Here is a 20,023-nt window from a genome sequence, read left to right as displayed (position 1 = left end):
TGGACGAAGTATACCATTCCCGACGGCGAGAGTCAATGCAGGATGTGTTTACTGCAGGGGGCATAGAGATTTGATGGTTTAGCCATGGCTGTGCATTCGCGCGACTGCTATAATGAAAGCGTTATCAGCCATTCGCAGAAAGGGAACCCCAATGTCAACCGCCGGCAACGCGCCCGACGAGCTGGTCTATCCTAACTAGATTAGCAAAGAGTGGTTATTTGACCTCTACCACAATGCCTACTTCGAGGTTGAACGCGACAGCGACGATGACGTGTGTATCCGGCAAGACTTTCGCATCTGGGCCTTCCCGATCCGTGAAGGCGAACAGATCCGGTTTATGACCCAGTTTCGGGCTAGCCCGGCACACGATCTGGCCGAGCGGCTGCTGTACGTTAACCGCGTCAACGACGAATTGCACATCGTGCGCGCCTACGTCGATCGCGACGGCGACATCGGCTTTGACGACTATCTGGTTGTGTCAGGCGGCGTCACGCGGCGCAATATCATCTTCGCCACCCGCGCCTTCGTCGATCATGTGCTGGCCGCACTGACGAAGGACGAGACGGAGGTGATCGCGTAAGCCCCCATGCTCCCCTTTCAGGTTGCAAACAGAACATCTGATCCAGCACAGCCGCTTGCCGCTGGACAGGGAACCCGGCCCTTCAGCGCCGGGCTACACTGACAAAGTCTGCTACGCGGGTTGATGGCTCTCACCCCTGCCCCTCTCCTACCTGACGGCGGGTGAGGGGGGAGCTGCTAAATGGAGCGTAAGGTATTGCGGGAACGGAACACAATAGCGCGCCTCTCCTGAGCCGGTGGATTAAGAGACGAACAGAACGTTGGTCGAGTACAACGATCGCTGTGCGATGCTTCAACGCTCGACTCTACGCACCCCTCTCCCACGCTCGCAGGAGAGAGGCTAAGGATGATGGCGAGCCGGCGCATCGCGAAGCCATCAACCGCATCTGCGCTCACGCGATCTGTCCGTCCTCGAAATGCTCCCTATCATGCATGGCAGTAAAGCTTCCGCAGCCCCCAACGCGGCGTCCACTGCCACTGGCAGCAGTGGACGTTGCCGTAGAGTGCGCCAGCAGCAGCGCCGCAGGCCACGGCCATACCACGCAGCGCAACGCAGCCGTCGCTCACGAGCTAATAGCCCCTGACGTGACTGCCGAATGTTGCAGCCATAGCGTGTAACCGCATTCGCAACTTGATGATTGGATATGAGATTCAGGCTAGTCATAGGGGGATCATACTCGCATGAATCAACAACGGCCACCTGTCGTAGGTGGCCGGAGAGTGGGGGAGTGAGGGCGGTGTGCAGATTAGGAGCTATTTTGTCTTGCGGCGACCACCGCAAATCGCTTCGCTTGACGATATGCACTATAGCAATCTGAGATTAGCCGCAGATTAATCGAACATTAGATGCGTGTTAACGTCTTGCCAAGCCCGGTGAACCACCCATGTTATCCACAATTCCACCAGTTATCCACAATTTGTATGTTAAGCCGCTAAGGATGAGGAGTGGGGAATGGCAATCATAGGTTACCCAACCATCTCCACGCCAATCTCAGCGTGACCAGCTTAGAAAAGCGGTGTATACTCAAACAGGAGGTCTCTGCACAGGAGTTTAGATAGAGGAGTAGAGCGTGTCGCAACGAATTGTGATTGTCGGCGCCGGGCCGGGCGGATTAGCGACTGCCATCCGGCTGGCCGGGCGCGGATATCAGGTGGAAATCTTTGAGGCGGTTGACCGTCCGGGCGGACGGATGCGTGGCTTCTCGCTCGGCGATTATCATTTCGACACCGGCCCGACCATCTTGCAAGTGCCGCGGGTCTACGACGAATTGTTCAGCAGCGCCGGATTGCGCTTTAGCGATTACGTGACCCTCGTGCGGCTCGAACCTAACACGCGCATCCGGTTTTGGGATGGCGAATACCTCGATCTCACCTCAAACACCGCCGCCTTCAAAGCGCAACTAGCCCGCTTCGATCCCGCGTTGCCCACCGAGTTTGAGCGGTGGTACATCGAGCACATCCGTAAAAATGTGGTCGGCTACGGGCCATACCTCGGCACGCCAGTGCGCACTCCGCTCGGCTATCTCAAACCGCACGAAGTGGCGGCAGCACTAGCCTTTCGGCCTTGGGAAAGCCTGTATGACCACTTCAAACGCTTCTTCCGCGACGAGCGGGTGGTGTACGCGCTGTCGTACCAAGCGAAGTACCTTGGCATGCACCCCACCGCCTGCTCGAGCGTCTTTAGCCTTGTCACCTTCCTCGAATTCGCCGAAGGCATCTGGCACCCGATTGGCGGCTTCCGGGCGCTAGCGGCGGGGCTGGCTAAAGCAGCGACTGATCTTGGCGTGACGATTCACTACAACCGGCCAGTCAAGCAAGTGTTAGTCGAAGGCGACACAGCGACCGGTATCGAGCTAACCGATGGCGAGCAGGTGCGTGCAGACGCAGTGGTGGTCAACGCTGACTTCGGTCACGCGCTGACCCACATCATCCCGCCGCATGCGCGGGGCAAGTATACTGATCAAAAACTGAACTCAATGGAATTCTCGTGCTCGACCTTTATGCTCTATTTAGGCGTAAACCGGCGCTGGGACAATCTGCCCCATCATCAACTCTACCTTTCATCGAGCATTCGCCGCAACGATCCGTTGTGGGCGAAGAGTGCAGTGCTCGATGAAGAAGACCCGTCATTCTACGTCTGCAATCCAACAATTGTCGATCCAGCCAATGCGCCACCCGGCCACAGCACGCTGTTTGTATTGGTGCCGGTGCCCAACTTGCGCTACCCGGTTAATTGGCCAGCGGTCGAGCAACGCTACCGCGACCTCATTATTCGTCAGATGGCCAAACTCGGCTTTGAGGATGTCGAGCGACACATCGTAGTTGAGCGGCGCTACACCGCTGAGACGTGGCGCGACGAGCATCACACTTATCTTGGTGCAGTCTTTAACCTGATCCACAGTTGGAGCCAGCTCGGCCCGTTCCGGCCCCACATCCGGCACGACGGAGCGCGCAATTTGTATTGGATTGGCGGCGCCGTGCATCCGGGCAGCGGGTTGATGACGATTTTAGAGGCGGCCAAGAGCGCGGTGCATTTCATTAGCGAAGACGTACCTTTGGTGCAACCAGCGACAGTCGGGCGGTAAACCATAGGGCCGCACTGTGGTGCGGCCCTACCGGTCATCTCAATCACGGCTGCAGCCCCACCTACGACATCCGACATCAATCACGCGCGCTGCCATGGGCCAACGCAAATAGCTCATCGACATCCAACAGCAAGGCCGGCTGCGGCAAATCGCGCACCACGCCGCACGAAATACCATCGATGTGATCGAGCGGTGCCAAACCATCAGGGCCGACCCGATGCAAGCTTATCACCTCATCGACCAGCAAGCCAATTTCCGGCGGTTGCTCGATATCTGGCGCAGCGAGCAGAATATGGCTATCGAGGGCATAACCGGGCGGCTCGCCGAGCAGCGAGCGGCCATCAATCACCGGCACCGTCGCACCGTGCAGTGTCACGATTCCGCAGACCACAAGCGGAGCATCACCGGGAGGCGCTAACTCGCTCAGACGGGTGGTATGCACTACGGTCTGCATTGGCAAGGCCACAAACCGGCTGCCAATGCGACAGACAACCACCATCGCGGTGGGGGGCGGTTTCAGCAGGCTCATAGAGACCTCCTCGTCGAGTAGCGGTAATGGTTTAGGTTCGCTACGAATACTCAAAAGCGCGCCAACAGGTTGGGGCATCTTCGGTTGCGCTCTGCGGCTAGCTCTTCATCGCTCACCCTTCGCCGGCCAAGCGGACGAAAAAACGATGCAATCATTACCAACGTTCACACAGCGGACAGTAATCGCGGCCAGTGCAAACGTGACTCAAACCATCTCGACTTGTTCATACTGTACCGTGGAGAACAGCAGAGCAGAGTTACAATCGGGCAACGCGCAATGAACGTTAAACCGACGGTCTATATCGGGCTGGATTTAGCGTGGTCGGAACGCAACCCCAGCGGGTTTGTCGCCTGTGTTGGAACACCAGCCGGGGCGCGGCTCGGGCAGCCGCCAAGCCGTCTGGTGACGAACGAAGCCATCGTGCAAGCCATTCGCGCCGCAATCGGTGATGCGCCCGCCATCGTTGCGATCGATGCCCCATTGATCGTCCCCAACGAGAGCGGACGCCGTGAAGCTGAAGCTGATCTGGCCGCCGTATTCCGGCGGTACGATGCCGGCCCGCATCCGGCCAACCGACGCTTGCTGCGCCGCTACGGCGGGGTACGCGGCGAGGCGCTGCTGACCGCGCTAGCCGCGGATGGGTTTGTCTACGTGCCCGCCATTGAGGCCGGAATGGATGGGAGGTTCATCATCGAAGTCTTTCCCCACCCGGCAGCGGTGGTCTTATTTCGGCTGCCGCATATCTTGCGCTACAAAGCGCGGCCCGGACGAGCGATACACGAGCGTCGTAGTGAACTAGGACGCTACCTCGCCCTCCTGCGCAACTTGAGCACGGGCGATCCACCTTTGACTGGCATTGATGATATGTGGCGCGAGATCGACCTCGATCGCCTTGGCCCTAGCGCACTGAAGGCGATTGAAGACGAAGCCGATGCGTTGCTCTGCGCGTACATTGCCCTCTACGGCCAGCGTTGGGGCACGGCGCGCTGCCGCAGCTTCGGCACGGCGGAGGGTGGAGCGATTTTTACGCCGTACTGGGCAGAGAGCGCCTAACCTCAGCGCACGACGGAGTACGGCGGTTATCCTACCACGCGCTACATGTCCCGACCGCCCCTTCAAAAAAGTATAGACATAACAAAAAAACCGGCGTGAGTGCAGAATTCTGCACGCCGGAGCGCTTGCAGCGCCACTTCCCGAACAGTATGCTAAATCACAACGGCCCCCAATGAGCTAGACTGCTGGCAACGAAGCCGAAACCGAGGGAAGGAAGCACGTGATGGCAACCCACTACCATCCGCCGCAGCAGGTATGGATGTTCTTCGCTGTCACTTATGGGTTCTCGTGGCTCTTTTGGATTCTCGCCGCGCTCATCACCCGCGGCGTCACATTCCCATCTTCACTCACTGATATCCTCAGCGGGCCATTCAGCCGCCTTTGGCCCCTCACTGGCAGCATTGGCACTCACGTGGCAGCACGAGTGATGGGGCGGCGTGCGGACGTTATTACGCCGGGGAGTGGACTTTCACTTTGGCTGGCGCTGGTTGGCCATCATTCTGATTGGGCCGATGATCATCTTTGGCAGATCGATCATCGTTGCGACCAGCATCAGCGGACGCACCATCGATCGTTTGGTCATCAGCGACCCGCTCTTCGCCCTGATCGCGTTCTTCGTCATTCTCTTCACCAGCGGGCCCCTGCAAGAAGAATTTGGTTGGCGCGGCTATGCCTTGCCACGCTTGCAAGCGCGTTACGGAGCCACCAGCGCCAGCTTGATCGTTGGTGTGGCGTGGTGGTTATGGCATACGCCGGCGGCCTTCATTCCGGGCCGGTTTATGGCCAACGACATCTTCACGTTCAGCGCCTTGGCCATCGTGATTATTCTCACGTCATTCCTCGTTACTTGGATCTACAATCACACCAACGGCAGCATCCTCGCTTGCCTGTTGTTGCACACTGCGATGAACTGGTCAATCTGAGTGGTGATGCCAGCAATGCAGATTGACCTCATTACGATTGAGGGTATGATCATTCCTCTTGCGATCGTTGTGGAGTTGAACACAACGCGAACAACTCGTTTTTTGAATCATCAACTGCGACCACCATGCTCGACAACAGCGCCAGCACCGAACTCTTTTACCAATTTGGCCTTGCCCTGCTCATCGGCGCGCTGATTGGCTTGCAACGCGAACATGCCCACGGCGCCAGCGGTGATCTCTTCGCCGGCGTGCGCACGTATGCCATCGTCGGCGTGATCGGATGCGCGGCTGGATTGGCAGCGCTGACCCTGCAAGCGCCGGAAATCTTTGCGGCACTGGTATTGGCGGTAGGCGGGTTATTGATCGCAGCCTACGTGTTAAGTCATGGCCGCGATGGCCCCGGCCTGACCAGCGAGATGGCCGTGCTCATCACGTTGCTCTGCGGCGGAATGGTCGCGTGGGGTTATAGCACGGTAGCCACAGCGATAGGAGTGGCCATCGCCGTCCTGCTAGCGCTCAAAGCGCGTTTGCACGGCTTAGCGCGCCAGCTCAGCCCGCAAGATATGCAAGCGGCCCTCACCTTGGCCGCCATCAGCCTGATCGTCTTGCCGGTGTTGCCGAACACCCCCGTTGGGCCGGCCCCATTTGATGTAATCAACCCACAGAAGATCTGGCTCCTTGTCGTCTTAATCTCGACGCTGAGCTTTAGCGGGTATGTGCTCCACCAAATCATTGGCGCCACTCGTGGTATCGCGCTTACCGGCCTGATCGGCGGAATCGTCTCTTCAACCGCCGTAACACTCAGCAACACCCAACGCAGCCGGATCGCGCCGGAGTTAAGTCAAGAATACGCACTGGCCATTTTGCTCTCGTGGGGGGTGATGTTCGTGCGGATCGGGTTGCTCACCGGAGCAGTCGCGCCCCCGGTTCTCCAAGCCTTGTGGCCGATTTTGCTGGCCGGTGGCAGCGGCTGCCTGCTCTGGGGAGGGTGGCTGGCCCGCCAAGCGCGCCAGCACGAAGGAGCGCCGCTGAGCTTTGGCAATCCGTTGGAATTACGTTCAGCGATTGGGTTTAGCCTGCTCTATGCGGCCATCCTTGCCGGCGCCAATTTTGCGCGTGTTCAGTTTGGCGATGCTGGTCTCTTTATCACCAGCATCTTCGGCGGTCTCGTTGATGTTGATGCCATCACGTTATCACTCAGCGAGCTAGCGGTGGCCACTGGCGGCTTGACCAGCGAGCTAGCCGCTAGGGCAATTGGGGTCGCGGTGCTCACTAACACGGTAGTCAAAGGCGGGATCGTTCTGGCCGGTGGCAGCACCCACTTGCGGCGCGCCATTGCGCCGGCGTTGCTCTTAATCAGCGGGACGATACTGGTCACACTCTTTTGGCCGTGGTAAGATCACATCACGCCAGCTACCAGACGAGCGGCACTAACCGCCACGATCGTTGCTGGTATTCGCGGTAACTGGGGATGGAAGCCGACAGCATCCGTTCTTCATAGCTCAGCTTGGTCACCAATACCGCCAGCAAGAGCAACCACAACCCCCAGCGCCACAACGCTGGCGACGCTAACACCCATGCCAGCGCCGCCAGCAGCAGACTGGCGTACATTGGGTGACGGATCAGGCGGTACGGGCCAGTGCGTACCAATTCAACCCGCGGCAGCGGATCGGGCAGTACCGAGAGGCGGTGCAGCCGCATTGTGAGCAAGGCCCACAACCCAAGCGCCAACCCGGCGGCTAGCAACCCCAGCAAGAGCGGTGACGAGGGAACCAATGGGCCAGTGAAAGCAATTGCTCCTAAACTTGCAAACTGGCCGAACACTAAACCAAACGAGCGTAACGGCGAACGAATCATCAGCAGCAACCTCCTGAGGTATAACCAGATAAGGCCTACGTTCATGATTGCATCAATTCGCGGCATGATCCAGAGCATTGGCACCGATCACCTGATCGTCGAAACTGGCGGCGTCGGCTTCCTCATTTACGCGCCACGCCCCACGCTGGAAGCCGCCGGCGCAGTTGGCAGCGACATCTTCTTGTATACGATCTTGATTGTGCGGGATGACGCGCTCATGCTGTACGGCTTCAGCGACAATACCCAGCGCGGTCTGTTCGAGCAACTGATTGGGGTAAGCGGAGTAGGGCCAAAGATGGCGCTGAGCCTACTCTCAAGCGGAACCCCGGATGAAGTCCGCCGTATGATCGCCGGTGGCGACCTGACCCGGCTGGCGCGGGTGCCGGGAATTGGCAAGAAAACGGCGGAGCGAATTGTGCTTGAACTACGCGGCAAGATCGATCTCCGCCAACTAGCGAGCGCCGGCAGTCCAAGCACAAACGTGATCGACCGTGAACTGAGCGATATTTTGGTCAGTTTGGGCTATAGCGCCACCGAGGCAGCGGCCGCGATCGCCTCCTTGCCGGCCGACGCGCCGCCGGCGTTAGAGGAGCGCTTACGGTTGGCGTTGCGTTATTTCGGGAGCGCCTAAGTTGGCCAACCGGCGATCACCGGCCTCCCGTCGGCAAACCGTTCGATCTGGGCCAAAGCGATCACCGGGAGACCTAGCGTTACCAAGGGATCCCGCCCCTGTTGGAACATCTTCTCAACCACAAACGCCGCCGCCACAAGGTTGGCGCCGGCCTCTTGTGCCATTTCCGCCAATGCCAGTGCCGTGCGCCCATTCGCCAAAAAATCGTCCACTATCGCCACCCGCGAACCAGCGGGCAGAAAGCGAGCCGTAATCGCCAACTGAGTCTCGCGGCCCTTGGTCGGCGAGGGCACGCGGCGGGTCAAGGCTGGGGCAGGTACAGCGGGATCATACTTTTTCGCATAAACTAGCGGGATCCGGCAGGCAAACGCGGTGGCAAGCGCCGGCGGAATGCCGCTTGCTTCCGCCGTTAAAATCAATTCAGGAGCGAATGGCACTAACCGGTTGGCCAACTCAGCGCCGATCGCGTGCATCAGGTCGGTATCAATACGGTGATTCAGAAAATGGTCGATCTTGATAATCCGGTCATCAACTATCATGGCCTCTTGCACGATCCGTTGGACGAGGGTGGGGAATGGATCACAAAGTCCTGAGCGAGTTCCGATCATAAACCATCCACCGTGCTAAGTACGGTACTTCAAGAGATCAACATGATAAAACAGTTCGAGAGAAAACCGTCATGATCGTAGTCTTGTGGAAGATGTGGATATGACCGTACTAACCGCTTCCCAATGGGCTAGATGATATGTGGAACGCATGGGAATGAGTATCCACATGGTGAAAAGAATTGACGAGGGAACGCAGTTGTTCCGCAGAACGTCCACGTGCTATCAACGACGTATTCCGCACGTTATCCACAAAGACGGCGAGTTTTCCACATAATATCGCCAGTTATCCACAAGATGGGGAAAAAGAATGGGGTGGCAAAACCACCCCACTGCGGAGACAGTCTGTGGAACTTACGATTTATCACTAGGACGATCGCGATCGCCGAGGTCTAGCGTATTGATGAAGTTACGGAAGATGGACAACGAATCTTCATTCAGTTCTGGTTCGGATTCTGGAGCAGATTCAGGATTGGTTTCTTCGCTACGGCTTGCACTGGGAGGAGCAGACTCATCAGCCTGTTCTTCCTCATCGAAGAGCACGCCTGCCTGATCCAGCACATGGTCTGCCACGAAGATCGGGGCTTGCACCCGTTCGGCGAGCGCGATCGCATCGCTGGGGCGGGCGTCAAGCTCGACCGTGCGCCCAGCCTGATCGATCACAATCCGTGCGAAGAAGGTGTTATCGCGAATGTCATTAACGTAAATGTGGCGAACTACCCCATCCAATTCGCCGATGGCAGCCTTGAGCAGGTCGTGGGTCATCGGCCGTTGCGGTTCTTGACCCTGAATAGCCATTGCAATGGCATCGGCCTCGAATTGACCGATCCAGATAGGCAGATAGCGATTTCCTTCGGTTTCGCGGAGGACGACGACCCGGCTCTGCGTTAACAGGCTGACACGGATACTATCGACAACGACTCGTATCATCGGCCGGCCTTTCATGAAACGCCCTTCACCGGTTCACAGGGGGAGGCCGGATCGGGCAGCGGAAGAATCAGCAGTTATATCTTATCATGCGATGAAAGATGCCGTCAAGATTGACAAACTACTCCGCTCGGTGTATGCTCTCTCGGTGAAGTGAGCGAGAACATGCAATGCAGGTTATCTTCGAGCAACCTCCATGGTATGAGCGATGGGTGCGCAGCCAGCGACGGTTAGCTGCGGCACGTAGGACTGCTCGCCGTCTGCGTGAAGGTCAGGTCCCGGCAAGTGATGCATTACTGGGCAGGGCCAGTCGGCGGGTAGTACGTTGGCAAATCCGTCCATCTCGCCATATCGGGCATCTCTTGCTGCTAGCGGCTGTCATCCTGATTCTTGCCACTGATCGCACGCTCCAGCTCCAGATGTTTACCCCCGTCACCCATGCTGTATCAGAGCCAGTCGTTACATCATTGCTGCCGGCGGAGCAAGTGGTTGTCGTTGCACCGGCGGTACGGCAGGCAGCAGCGCCGAGTGAGCTTGAACCCATTGCGCCGGCGGTGCGCGCACCCATACCTGTGGCGACCGCCTATCAGACGACCCACCTCCTCGCTGAGGGAGAGACGCTGGCTGAGGTGGCGGCGCGCTACCAGATCCCGCTCAGTACGCTCGTCTGGACGAATCAGCTTGATCGAGGCGATGCGCTGCGAGTGGGCCAGCCATTGCGGATTGCGCGCTTGGCTGGTGCGGCACATACAGTGTCTGAAGGGGAGACGTTAACGGTACTGGCTGAACGGTACGGTGTAGCGCCTGAGGCGATCGCCACCTTCGCGCCGAATCGGCTGCGTGATGGCCAGTTGATCGTTGGGCGCGAGATCTTCATTCCGGGCGGGCGATTACCGTGGACGGCTGAGCAGGAGGCGGCATTCGCCCACCGCACGGCTGAACCGGTTGGGATTGTATTAGCAGATGAAACAAATGTTCGTTCTGGACCGACCACGGATCACCCGCGACAGGCCCAGTTAGCTGCCGGACGGCAAGTCGCGCTGCGTGGCCGATACAACGATTGGGTCAAAATCGCGATCGGTGATGTCACCGGCTGGATCCGGAGTGATTTGCTCGAGTCGGATCCGGCGGTGGTAGCTGCCTTGCCGGAAGTGCGCGATTTCCCGCCGCCGCCGCCGCGTTGGGTTTGGCCGGCGCGTGGGATGGTGACGTCGGGGTTTGGCCCGCGCTGGGGCGGCTTCCACAATGGCATTGACATTGCCAACGCCGCGTGGACGCCAATTGTGGCGGCGAGTCGCGGTTGGGTCTACGAATCGGGCTGGTGTAGCGGATACGGGTACTGCGTGAAGATCCGGCATCCCGGTGGTATTGAAACAATTTACGGCCACTTGATAACAAAGCCGGTTGTGCGTGTCGGTCAGGAGGTCAGTACCGGCCAACTGATCGGCTATATGGGCAGCACGTATGATCGCGCTGGCGGCGGTTACTCAACCGGCGTCCATCTCCACTTCACCATCCTTGTCAATGGGCGAGCGGTGAATCCGCTGCGGTATTTGCCGTGAGGGGTGGAAGAGTTGCGAACAGATACACAAGAATTCCTCCTGACCGGCGCTCGGTAAGTAGCAAGTGACTCGTCTGCGTTTCTTTGCGGCTCTCCTCACTCAGGTGTCACGGTAACGTTTCCTCCCCTCTGGCTATGGTACAATAGCGGTTGGATTGGCTGCTTAGCGCGGGTGTTTCACGTGAAACAGCAACCGACAGCCTCGAAACCGCGAATATTAGCTATTGCTAACCAGAAAGGCGGTGTTGGTAAAACAACAACCGCCGTTAATCTCGCCGGTGAACTCGCCCGGCGTGGTCAGCAGGTGCTTCTTGTTGACATTGATCCGCAAGGTAACGCGACGACGAGCCTTGGGATTGCGAAGACCGCACTGACAGTAACAACCTATGATCTTCTGCTCGGTGGTGCGCCACCAGAGACAATACCGATGGCAAGTGGCCGTGAACGACTCGATATCATTCCAGCCGATCAGGAGTTAGCCGGAGCAGCGATCGAATTGGTCGATCTCAACCGGCGCGAGTGGCGGCTCAGCGATGGCTTAGTTCCCCTCTTACCGCGCTATGATTGGATTGTGATCGATTGCCCTCCCTCATTGGGCTTGCTCACCCTCAATGCTCTGTGTGCGGCCAATGCGGTGCTCATTCCGTTGCAATGTGAATATCTAGCGCTAGAGGGGTTAGCGCAGCTTAAGACTACGCTAGAACGGGTGCGCGAAAGGCTCAATCCTACTCTGCACATTCTCGGTGTGGTGATGACGATGTACGATGGCCGCACCAATCTCGCCCAACAGGTGGTTGATGAAGTACAGCGCTACTTTCCCCGCCTCATTTGCCGCACCTTGATCCCGCGCAGCGTGCGCCTGAGTGAAGCGCCGAGTTACGGGCGGATCGCTTACGAACATGATCCGCACGGTCGTGGTGCGCAAGCTTATGCGTTGCTGACCGAAGAATTGATTGGACGGGAGGAGCGATTGGTATGAGCCGGAAGCGTGGTTTGGGCAGCGGGTTAGATGCGCTCATTCCGTCATCAACGACGGAGCAAGCTGTCGTGCGCCAATTGCCGGTGGCGGCGATTCGGGCCAATCGCGCGCAGCCGCGCACGTCCTTTGATGAGGCTGCCCTCGCTGAACTCGTTGCTTCTATTCAAGAGCACGGCGTGTTGCAGCCGCTGATCGTAAGTGAAGACCCGGCTGACGGTTACGAGCTGATCGCCGGTGAACGCCGGCTACGCGCGGCACGAATGGCCGGCTTGACCACCGTGCCGGCCATTGTCAAGAATGCTACTCCCCAGCAATTCCTTGAATTGGCGTTGGTTGAGAATGTTCAGCGCGCTGACCTCAACCCCTTGGAAGAGGCCCAAGCCTATGAGACCTTGCGACGTGAGTTTGGTTTAAGCGATGATGATATTGCCCGCCGGGTCGGCAAAAGCCGGGTGGCGATCGTCAATAGCCGCCGTCTGCTCCGCCTTGCCCCTGCTACCCGGCAGGCCCTGCTCGACGGTGCGATCAGCGCTGGCCACGGGCGGGCACTGTTGCGGCTCGACGATCCCGCTGATCAACAAGCTGCGCTTGAACTGATCCAACAACGTGACCTGAACGTGCGCGATGTCGAACGCCTCACTGAACTGGCTAGCCAACCCGGGCTGGCGGCGCCTACCCGGCGCGCGTTGTGCGCCGGACAGATCGAACCGGCGCAGGCGCTGGCGTTGCTCCAGCTTACCGACCCCCAAATCCAAGCGGCCGCTTGCGAGGCGATGATCGCCCATCGTTTTGGCGTTGCCGAGAGTGAACGGCTCTGCGCGGCGTTGGCTGCCGGTGTTGAACTCAATGCGGCCATTGCAGCGCTGAGTCATCCCTCCAAACGTGTACCGCTCGCGCCATCTGCAGTACGACCTGCGCTAGAGCGATCACGCACCTCTGAGGCTCGTTCACCGGAAGATCAGATGGCACAGCAGATGTTTGAAGAGCTATTGCAAACCCCGGTGCAGATTTCGCGCAGCGGGCGAACGATCAGAGTGACGATTACCCTGTACGATGAAGAACAATTGCAAGGCTTGTACGATCGCTTATTAGGAAATGGCTAAGCGCGCTATGGTAGATGTTATTGCCTTTGGTAATCCGGTGTACGACGAGATTATCACGCCGGTGGTGCGCACCGAAGGGCGGGTGCTGTCGGGGTGTTCGACCAACGCCTGCCTTGCCCTCAGCCGGCTTGGCCGCACCACTGCACTGGTGGGACGGGTGGGGATCGATTACCTCGACCGGTTTCAGTCCGATCTGGTTCGCTACGGCATTGCGCCGTTTGTTGAAGTAGCTTCCCAGACCGGCGGGTTTAAGCTGGTGTACGATCATCGCGGTGATCGCACGCTCGATGTGCTCGGCGTGGCTGAACCGATTACCACCGTGCCGGCAGCCGTCGCCTCAGCTAAAGCGGTCATCGTTGGCCCGATTTTGCAAGAGACGCCGCTGGCATTGATCCAAGCCATCCGTAACCAAACCGATGCACCGATTTTTCTTGACCCGCAAGGCCTGCTGCGCCGGTTTAGCGCTGACGGCCGGATCGAGCACTTTTTGCCGGATGAATTCGCTGCGATCGCACCGCTGTGTCACGTGATCAAGGCGAATGAAGTGGAAACCAAAGTGATTACGGGTATTGATCCGCGGATCGATCCGGTGCTCGCGGCACGCCGGTTGCGCGAAACCGGCTGCGCGATTGCGATTGTCACCATCGCCGAAGCCGGTTCGCAGATTGATGATGGTGAACGCTCGATCACGATCCCGGCTTACACAACCGATGCCCGTGACCCGACCGGCGCCGGTGATACGTATCTGGCCGGCTTCTTGCACGCCTATCTCTCCGATCCGTGCGATCTCTTCCGGGCCGGCTGCACCGGCGCGGCGACAGCCTCGATCTGGATTGAGGATACCGGCCCTGATACACCGATCACATTGACCGAAGTGGAGCGGCGGACGTCCGCTCTGCGATCACAGTATTGATGATGACAAGGTCTGATGGATGAACGCTTTATTCATTGCCTAGCTAAAGGATGAACGTCAATGATGCCGTTGCTTGCTCGCTTTCGCCAGTTCTACGAACAGGCCTCCTTACCGCTTGGCCATTTCTGTACTCGTCTGGGAATCCATCCCAATGTGTTGACATATCTGAGCCTTGTATTCAGTATTTTGGCAGGTTATCTCCTCTCGCAACGCGCCTTCCTCTGGGGAGTGGTTGCTATCTTACTGATGGGGCTGGCTGATGTTCTCGATGGTGCAACTGCACGCGCCAGTGGCAAGGCAAGTGAGTACGGGACAGTGCTTGATCATGTGACCGATCGCTATGCCGAGGCGTTTGTGATGGGTGGTTTGATGCTCTCCGGTGTGGTGGCGCCGGTGTGGGCGCTGTTTGCGATCTTTGGCATGGTGATGGCGAGCTACGTGCGTGCCCGCGCAGAAGCGACCGGTAAATTGGATTCGTGCAATGTCGGTTTTGCCGGCCGGCAAGAAAAGCTTGGCCTGCTCTTGGTCGGGTTGGTGTTGATGCCTCTGTTCCCTAATTTGCCAATCCTTGAATGGGCAGTGATCGCTGTTGGGGTCGCCTCGCATATTACCGCCGTGCAGCGGCTGCTCTACACACGCCATATGCTGGTTGGTTCGGCCCGCGATCGAAAATTGCGCAAAGAATCAGGGGTTGCCTAATCAATTGCTTACGAGGTTGCTATGTCACTGTCAGAAGCTGAAGTTCGTCACGTCGCCCGCCTCGCTCGCATTGCCCTTTCCGATGAAGAAATAACCGTGATGCGGGCTCAGCTCTCGGCGATCCTTGACTATATCGCGATGTTGCAGGAGGTCGATGTAAGTGATGTGCCGCCAACGGCGCAAGTTACCGGCCTGACGACGGTCTGGCGGCCTGATGTGGTCGGTGAGATGTTGACCCAAGCGCAAGCGTTGGCTAACGCACCCGATCAGCAAGATGGCATGTTCCGTGTGCGGGCTGTGTTTGATGAATAGCACCGGTGATGGCTCGCTGCTTGTGCAAACATGGGAAACAGAAGTCGCTAGCCCTATCCTGATAGGGCTGGCGACTTTGCTTGATCGCGAGCCTTGCAGAAACATGTGCAACCTTTGGCAATACGGCAACGTCGTATCGCCAGCGATCAATCATGGTAACACTGGGAAAGGATACGGCGATGTACGGGAACAATGGCAACGGTTCGCGCCAATCGTATGTGATCATTGGCGGCTATCCGATCAAGTCGATCTATGTGATCATCTTCGGGTTGATCGTCTTGGGGTTGTTGATCTACTTGTTGCTGCGCTTCTTTAACATCAGTCTCACGATGCACTTTAGCGCCTTTGCCGGGGTGCTGTTGCTGATCGCCAATCTGCGTGAACTGTTGGGTGCTGGCTATACCCAGCGCGGCAGTACAGCTCTGCTCAATACACTGGTTGGCGGAGGCCTGATCTGTGCGTGGCTGGCCCAATTCTTTGTCTTCTTCTGGTTGCCCGCGTTGCTGGCGGTTGGCGTTGCGACGCCGTTGGTACTCAACCGGTCGGGTGTCTACACCACCTATCTGACTACCGCCCAGCAAGCCATTGAACGGGTACGCCGCTCCTTGGTGCGGTGAGAGGAACGTGGATAGGACGGAATGCAAGGGCGGGTTTCAAACCCGCCCTTGCTGTCTCCTACGGATAGATCCGGTACAACTGGCGCGGGAACGGGATCGTCTCACGGATGTGGCGGGTGCCGGTAAGCCACGCTACGACGCGCTCGATCCCCATGCCAAACCCGCTGTGCGGTACCGTCCCATACCGGCGTAGATCGAGGTACCATTCGTAGTCCTCGATCCGCAACCCGTGCTCGTGGATGCGCTGCTCAAGCAGTGCCGGGTCGTGGATGCGTTGCGAACCGCCAATGATCTCGCCGTACCCCTCTGGTGCTAACAAGTCGGCGCAGAGCGCCACCTCGGGCCGGTTGGGGTCGGGTTGCATATAGAACGCCTTCACCGCCGATGGGAAACGCTCGACAAACACTGGCCGGTCAAACTTCGAGGCGATCAGTGTTTCATGCGGCGCGCCGAAGTCTTCGCCCCACGGCAGCGGATCAGCTCCCTCAACTTCGCCTTGATGATGAGCAATCAATTCAATCGCCTGATCGTAGGTGATGCGTGGGAAGGGAGGGACGACCTGCTCGAGCATGGTGGTGTCGCGCTCTAGCACCTTCAGGTCTTCGCGTCGGCGATCGAGCACGCGACCTACAATCGCGCTGACAAATTGCTCTTGCAACCGCATGTTGTCTTCGTGATCGGCAAACGCCACTTCCGGCTCGATCATCCAGAATTCGGTCAAGTGCCGTCGCGTCTTGCTCTTTTCGGCACGGAAGGTGGGGCCAAAACAGTACACCCGGCCAAACGCCATCATACCGGCTTCAACGTAAAGCTGACCGGTTTGAGCGAGATACGCCTTGCCGAGATCAAAATAGTCAGTGGCGAACAGGTTGGTTGTACCTTCTGCGGCAGTTGCAGTGAGGATGGGCGTGTCGAAGCGGATAAAACCCTGCTCGTTGAGCCATTCTTGCGCGGCGGCGATCACTTCGGCCCGGATGCGCAAGATGGCGTGCTGCTTGGAAGAGCGCACCCAGAGATGGCGGTGCGCCATCAAGAATTCGACCCCATGCTCTTTGGGGGTAATCGGGTAGTCGTGGCTGGCGCCGATCAACTCAACTTCTTCTACGTCAAGTTCATATCCCCCCGGCGCTCGCTCGTCGGCGCGCACCGTGCCGGTAATCCGGCACGAACTCTCTTGGGTTAGCGCTTGCGCGGTGGCGAAGGTTGCTTCACTCACATTCTTTTTGAACGTCACACACTGAATAGTCCCGCTGCCATCGCGTAGGAGGATAAAAATCAGCTTGCCTTTCTCGGTCTTGTGGTAGACCCAGCCAGCTAATGTCACTCGCTGACCAACGTGGCGGGCAATGGTCGCGACGGTTGCAGTCGGCAACAGCGACATATACGCTCCTTAATTGTGCGCTACTGCCAAGGCGTTTACTATGTCGATCACAAACTTTCTGCAGCATGATTCGCTCTCATGTGATCGTTGATATTTGAGTCGCCTTGACGCCCTACTCTCCACTCACTATTCCCTTGTCTACCGCGTCAGTATGCCACGACTCAGAATGGCTGGCAAATTGACAGCAATCGCTCGTTACCGGATAATGCTTATCAAAGGCGCTTGATCGCGGCAAACGCCGCACAGAGTCTGATCTGCGAATTGTTCCTGTAGATGAGGAAGCGGCGATGAAAGCTGTGGTTCAGCAATGGTATACCCATCCGGCAGTGCGCGCCGCGTTGGCCGATCTGGCTGACTATCGTTCGACGTTGGCAACGGCGATCGAGATTCAACAGGTGCCGGCCCCAACCTTTGCTGAACGTCCGCGTTCGTCGCTGGTGAGCCAACGGATGCAGGCGCTCGGCTTGCACGATGTCGAGATCGACGAGCTTGGCAATGTCTATGGCCGCCGGCCCGGCCAGCGCGATCGTCCGGCGCTGTTGGTTTCGGCCCATCTCGATACCGTTTTCCCGGCCGATACCGATCTCTCAATTCGCTATGAAGGCGATCGGGTATACGGCCCCGGCATCGGTGATAACAGCGCCGGTTTGTCTGGTCTGCTGCGCTTGGCTGAAGTCTATCAGCGGTTTAATTTACCCACTACCAGCGATATCTGGTTTGTCGCGAATGTTGCCGAAGAAGGGTTGGGTGATCTGCGGGGGATGCGGGCTGTGATCGACCGGCTGCGCACCCGGCTCGGCGCTGTCGTGGTCATCGAGGGCTGCGATTTTGGGTCGCTCCACCATCAGGCGATTGGGGTGCGCCGCTTTCGGATCGAAGCTTCGGGACCGGGAGGCCACTCATGGGGCAATTTTGGTACGCCAAGCGCGATCCATGTGCTGGTGCGGCTGGCCGCCCGCTTGACCGAGTTGTATGTGCCGCTATCGCCCCGCACGACATTCAATATTGGCACGATTAGCGGCGGCACCTCGGTGAACACGATTGCTCAGCACGCCAGTATGCTACTTGATCTGCGCTCGGTGTCGTCGGCGGCGCTGGCCGATCTGGTCAATGAGGTCTACCGCTTGGTGGAAGAAGCGGCGCTCGAACAGCCTGAAGTGCATTTGCAATTGATCAAAGTCGGCGATCGTCCGTCCGGCGCGATCCCGCGCGAGCACCCGCTGGTGCAAGCAGCCGTGGCCGCGTATCAGATGGTCGGCGCACAGATTTCGTTCCAACAGAGCAGCACTGACGCTAACATCCCGCTCAGCATTGGTATGCCGGCGGTGTGCGTCGGCCTGACTGACGGCGGCAATGCCCACCGCACCGATGAGTATATCCTGCCGGCCAACCTGAGCCGGGGAATGCAGGCGTTGCTCTTGCTGACGTTGGCTGCTGCTACGATCGAGGGGTAAGGTGCTTGTTGTAGGCAGCGCGACATAAGCACGCGCAACCTCTCCTTTCTTCGCCTAAAGTAAGCAGGGGAGGCGAGGCCAAATCTGTCAGCATGCGGAGAATACTGCCTTGGTGAGAGGCGCGACCGCCGAGTAGTTCGACCGTCTTTCGTGTTTTGGTTCGGCTCTGGCAATGAGCCGAAGGCTTCCAAGATTCGGCTAGCTTGATGGCACAGCCTAAAGTTCCGCTAGAAATACGGTACAATGCAGCTATGCGTCGAATTCTCATCCTCTGCCTGATTGTACTGCTGATCGGATTGGGGCCGCTACCCGTGGCTGCCAATACCGCCGCCGGCACGCCGGTGCTTTTCCGCGAGACGGGCCATACCTTGGCTTATGCGTTCCGCGAGTTTTATGACCGGCAGGGAGGGTTGCCGATCTTTGGTTACCCCCTGACCGAAGTATTCATCGAAGATGGCCGCCCAGTGCAATATTTCGAGCGCGCCCGCTTCGAGTGGCATGCCGAGTTGGCGCTGGTGCAGGTGGGACATCTGGGGCGGTGGGCGGCTGCGGCCTATGCCGATCACCTAGCCTTCGCTCCGTTGCCAGCGGCGCCGGCTCATGCCGATTTCTTCCCCGAAACCGGTCATAGCCTGAGCGGCGCGTTCCGCGCCTTTTGGTGGCAGAACGGTGGCTTGCCCACCTTCGGCTATCCGCTGTCGGAGCCGTTTGAGATAATTGAAGAGAATGGTCAACCCCGGCTTGTGCAATATTTCGAGCGTGCCCGTTTCGAGTGGTACCCCCAAAATCCGCCGCGCTATCAGGTGTTGCTGGGCCATTTGGGGCGGGCATGGTTGGCCGAACATCCGGCGCCGGAATGGACACTCGCGCCGGTGAAAACCGCCGATACCGCGTGGGCCGCTGTGCGTCCTACCCGCGTGCGCGTGCCCCGGATCGGAGTTGATACCGAGGTGGTCAGCGCCGGCTTCTCATTCGGCGCGTGGGATGTGCCGCGCTACACGGCAGTCCATTACTGGCCGATCAGCGGTTATCCCGGCACAAGCGGTAACATTGTCATTGCCGGGCATGTCGGCTATCGCGGCATCATCTTTAATCAACTGCCGGCGATTGCGGTTGGCGACGAGGTATTGGTCACAGTGAATGGTAGCGACCGCCGCTATGTGGTGCGTGAGGTGTTGACTGTGCTGCCAGATGAGACGTGGGTGTTAGCGCCTACCAGCAGTGAAACCTTAACCCTCATCACCTGCGTGCCGATTGGCATCTACTCGCATCGCCTGATTGTGCGCGCTGCGCCGGTCGCCGGCTCGTGAGAAAG

20 protein-coding genes are annotated in these 20,023 nt (G+C 58.4%); 15 read left to right on the top strand and 5 right to left on the bottom strand.

The window, feature by feature from the left end:
• Positions 1–199: 199 nt before the first annotated feature.
• Both Q1A00_RS14140 and crtI read left to right on the top strand, forming a co-directional pair.
• Complete coding sequence (locus tag Q1A00_RS14140; RefSeq protein ID WP_298482232.1) at positions 200–580, top strand: YbjN domain-containing protein; 381 nt, start codon at positions 200–202, stop codon at positions 578–580.
• 1,069 nt (positions 581–1,649) lie between these two features.
• Positions 1,650–3,164: an NAD(P)/FAD-dependent oxidoreductase gene (gene crtI / locus Q1A00_RS14135; protein ID WP_298402411.1), complete on the top strand. Its 1,515-nt coding sequence runs from the start codon at positions 1,650–1,652 to the stop codon at positions 3,162–3,164.
• A 76-nt stretch (positions 3,165–3,240) separates the two neighbouring features.
• Here crtI and Q1A00_RS14130 read toward each other — a convergent pair whose 3' ends face one another.
• Positions 3,241–3,693 carry a chemotaxis protein CheW gene (locus Q1A00_RS14130; protein ID WP_298402410.1) on the bottom strand — a complete coding sequence of 151 codons (453 nt, stop codon included), beginning with the start codon at positions 3,691–3,693 and terminating at the stop codon, positions 3,241–3,243.
• A gap of 276 nt (positions 3,694–3,969) precedes the next feature.
• On the opposite strand from Q1A00_RS14130, the gene Q1A00_RS14125 reads away from it, so the two are divergent.
• From Q1A00_RS14125 to Q1A00_RS14115, 3 genes are all read left to right on the top strand, one after another.
• Positions 3,970–4,746: a DUF429 domain-containing protein gene (locus Q1A00_RS14125; protein WP_298402409.1), complete on the top strand. Its 777-nt coding sequence runs from the start codon at positions 3,970–3,972 to the stop codon at positions 4,744–4,746.
• 437 nt (positions 4,747–5,183) lie between these two features.
• The gene (locus Q1A00_RS14120) at positions 5,184–5,669 is read left to right on the top strand and encodes a CPBP family intramembrane glutamic endopeptidase (RefSeq protein WP_298490028.1); all 486 of its coding nucleotides are present in this window, start codon (positions 5,184–5,186) and stop codon (positions 5,667–5,669) included.
• A 125-nt stretch (positions 5,670–5,794) separates the two neighbouring features.
• Positions 5,795–7,066, top strand: a complete 1,272-nt coding sequence (locus Q1A00_RS14115) for an MgtC/SapB family protein (RefSeq protein WP_298402405.1) — start codon at positions 5,795–5,797, stop codon at positions 7,064–7,066.
• Positions 7,067–7,082: 16 nt separating this feature from the next.
• Here Q1A00_RS14115 and Q1A00_RS14110 read toward each other — a convergent pair whose 3' ends face one another.
• Positions 7,083–7,526, bottom strand: a complete 444-nt coding sequence (locus tag Q1A00_RS14110; RefSeq protein ID WP_298402403.1) for a methyltransferase — start codon at positions 7,524–7,526, stop codon at positions 7,083–7,085.
• A gap of 43 nt (positions 7,527–7,569) precedes the next feature.
• Between Q1A00_RS14110 and ruvA the strand changes: the two genes are divergently transcribed.
• Entirely contained in the window at positions 7,570–8,157 is a 588-nt protein-coding gene (ruvA, locus tag Q1A00_RS14105; RefSeq protein WP_298402401.1) for a Holliday junction branch migration protein RuvA, read from the top strand.
• Here the strand turns inward: ruvA and Q1A00_RS14100 are convergent.
• The gene (locus Q1A00_RS14100) at positions 8,154–8,765 is read right to left on the bottom strand and encodes a phosphoribosyltransferase family protein (protein WP_298402400.1); all 612 of its coding nucleotides are present in this window, start codon (positions 8,763–8,765) and stop codon (positions 8,154–8,156) included. The two genes, ruvA and Q1A00_RS14100, sit on opposite strands and share 4 nt — an antisense overlap.
• Before the next feature lie 351 nt (positions 8,766–9,116).
• Positions 9,117–9,692 (bottom strand): bifunctional nuclease family protein, encoded by a 576-nt coding sequence (locus Q1A00_RS14095; protein ID WP_298402399.1) that lies wholly within the window; start codon positions 9,690–9,692, stop codon positions 9,117–9,119.
• A 167-nt stretch (positions 9,693–9,859) separates the two neighbouring features.
• Between Q1A00_RS14095 and Q1A00_RS14090 the strand changes: the two genes are divergently transcribed.
• The 7 genes from Q1A00_RS14090 (at position 9,860) to Q1A00_RS14060 (ending at position 15,873) form a co-directional block, all read left to right on the top strand.
• The gene (locus Q1A00_RS14090) at positions 9,860–11,251 is read left to right on the top strand and encodes a LysM peptidoglycan-binding domain-containing M23 family metallopeptidase (protein WP_298402397.1); all 1,392 of its coding nucleotides are present in this window, start codon (positions 9,860–9,862) and stop codon (positions 11,249–11,251) included.
• Between the two features lie 180 nt (positions 11,252–11,431).
• Positions 11,432–12,229, top strand: coding sequence for a ParA family protein (locus tag Q1A00_RS14085; RefSeq protein WP_298402396.1), 798 nt, complete (start codon positions 11,432–11,434; stop codon positions 12,227–12,229).
• Entirely contained in the window at positions 12,226–13,332 is a 1,107-nt protein-coding gene (locus tag Q1A00_RS14080; protein WP_298402395.1) for a ParB/RepB/Spo0J family partition protein, read from the top strand. Before Q1A00_RS14085 ends, Q1A00_RS14080 begins: the two co-directional genes overlap by 4 nt.
• Before the next feature lie 7 nt (positions 13,333–13,339).
• Positions 13,340–14,245, top strand: coding sequence for a PfkB family carbohydrate kinase (locus Q1A00_RS14075; RefSeq protein WP_298402394.1), 906 nt, complete (start codon positions 13,340–13,342; stop codon positions 14,243–14,245).
• Positions 14,246–14,305: 60 nt separating this feature from the next.
• The gene (locus tag Q1A00_RS14070) at positions 14,306–14,944 is read left to right on the top strand and encodes a CDP-alcohol phosphatidyltransferase family protein (RefSeq protein WP_298402393.1); all 639 of its coding nucleotides are present in this window, start codon (positions 14,306–14,308) and stop codon (positions 14,942–14,944) included.
• A gap of 21 nt (positions 14,945–14,965) precedes the next feature.
• Positions 14,966–15,256 carry an Asp-tRNA(Asn)/Glu-tRNA(Gln) amidotransferase subunit GatC gene (gene gatC / locus Q1A00_RS14065; RefSeq protein ID WP_298482226.1) on the top strand — a complete coding sequence of 97 codons (291 nt, stop codon included), beginning with the start codon at positions 14,966–14,968 and terminating at the stop codon, positions 15,254–15,256.
• Between the two features lie 179 nt (positions 15,257–15,435).
• Entirely contained in the window at positions 15,436–15,873 is a 438-nt protein-coding gene (locus Q1A00_RS14060; RefSeq protein ID WP_298401467.1) for a hypothetical protein, read from the top strand.
• A gap of 58 nt (positions 15,874–15,931) precedes the next feature.
• Here Q1A00_RS14060 and asnS read toward each other — a convergent pair whose 3' ends face one another.
• On the bottom strand, positions 15,932–17,254 hold the full coding sequence (asnS, locus tag Q1A00_RS14055) for an asparagine--tRNA ligase (protein WP_298401470.1): 1,323 nt from the start codon (positions 17,252–17,254) through the stop codon (positions 15,932–15,934).
• 287 nt (positions 17,255–17,541) lie between these two features.
• Here asnS and Q1A00_RS14050 point away from each other — a divergent pair, with 287 nt between their 5' ends.
• Complete coding sequence (locus Q1A00_RS14050; protein ID WP_298401473.1) at positions 17,542–18,708, top strand: M20/M25/M40 family metallo-hydrolase; 1,167 nt, start codon at positions 17,542–17,544, stop codon at positions 18,706–18,708.
• A gap of 251 nt (positions 18,709–18,959) precedes the next feature.
• Positions 18,960–20,018, top strand: coding sequence for a sortase (locus tag Q1A00_RS14045; protein WP_298401476.1), 1,059 nt, complete (start codon positions 18,960–18,962; stop codon positions 20,016–20,018).
• Positions 20,019–20,023 lie beyond the last annotated feature (5 nt).

It is taken from the genome of uncultured Chloroflexus sp., from assembly GCF_938091255.1.
GTDB lineage: Bacteria > Chloroflexota > Chloroflexia > Chloroflexales > Chloroflexaceae > Chloroflexus.
Note: the sequence above shows the minus strand (reverse complement) of the source record. Positions and strands in the feature narration are given on the sequence as shown.

What these genes read in the sequence shown, in the direction of transcription:
- Q1A00_RS14130 (WP_298402410.1), bottom strand. Translation starts at nt 3,693, where the DNA reads ATGAGCCTGCTGAAACCGCCCCCCACCGCGATGGTGGTTGTCTGTCGC.
- Q1A00_RS14125 (WP_298402409.1), top strand. Translation starts at nt 3,970, where the DNA reads ATGAACGTTAAACCGACGGTCTATATCGGGCTGGATTTAGCGTGGTCG.
- Q1A00_RS14115 (WP_298402405.1), top strand. Translation starts at nt 5,795, where the DNA reads ATGCTCGACAACAGCGCCAGCACCGAACTCTTTTACCAATTTGGCCTT.
- Q1A00_RS14110 (WP_298402403.1), bottom strand. Translation starts at nt 7,526, where the DNA reads ATGATTCGTTCGCCGTTACGCTCGTTTGGTTTAGTGTTCGGCCAGTTT.
- ruvA (WP_298402401.1), top strand. Translation starts at nt 7,570, where the DNA reads ATGATTGCATCAATTCGCGGCATGATCCAGAGCATTGGCACCGATCAC.
- Q1A00_RS14100 (WP_298402400.1), bottom strand. Translation starts at nt 8,765, where the DNA reads ATGATCGGAACTCGCTCAGGACTTTGTGATCCATTCCCCACCCTCGTC.
- Q1A00_RS14095 (WP_298402399.1), bottom strand. Translation starts at nt 9,692, where the DNA reads ATGATACGAGTCGTTGTCGATAGTATCCGTGTCAGCCTGTTAACGCAG.
- Q1A00_RS14090 (WP_298402397.1), top strand. Translation starts at nt 9,860, where the DNA reads ATGCAGGTTATCTTCGAGCAACCTCCATGGTATGAGCGATGGGTGCGC.
- Q1A00_RS14080 (WP_298402395.1), top strand. Translation starts at nt 12,226, where the DNA reads ATGAGCCGGAAGCGTGGTTTGGGCAGCGGGTTAGATGCGCTCATTCCG.
- Q1A00_RS14075 (WP_298402394.1), top strand. Translation starts at nt 13,340, where the DNA reads ATGGTAGATGTTATTGCCTTTGGTAATCCGGTGTACGACGAGATTATC.
- Q1A00_RS14070 (WP_298402393.1), top strand. Translation starts at nt 14,306, where the DNA reads ATGATGCCGTTGCTTGCTCGCTTTCGCCAGTTCTACGAACAGGCCTCC.
- gatC (WP_298482226.1), top strand. Translation starts at nt 14,966, where the DNA reads ATGTCACTGTCAGAAGCTGAAGTTCGTCACGTCGCCCGCCTCGCTCGC.
- Q1A00_RS14060 (WP_298401467.1), top strand. Translation starts at nt 15,436, where the DNA reads ATGTACGGGAACAATGGCAACGGTTCGCGCCAATCGTATGTGATCATT.
- asnS (WP_298401470.1), bottom strand. Translation starts at nt 17,254, where the DNA reads ATGTCGCTGTTGCCGACTGCAACCGTCGCGACCATTGCCCGCCACGTT.
- Q1A00_RS14050 (WP_298401473.1), top strand. Translation starts at nt 17,542, where the DNA reads ATGAAAGCTGTGGTTCAGCAATGGTATACCCATCCGGCAGTGCGCGCC.
- Q1A00_RS14045 (WP_298401476.1), top strand. Translation starts at nt 18,960, where the DNA reads ATGCGTCGAATTCTCATCCTCTGCCTGATTGTACTGCTGATCGGATTG.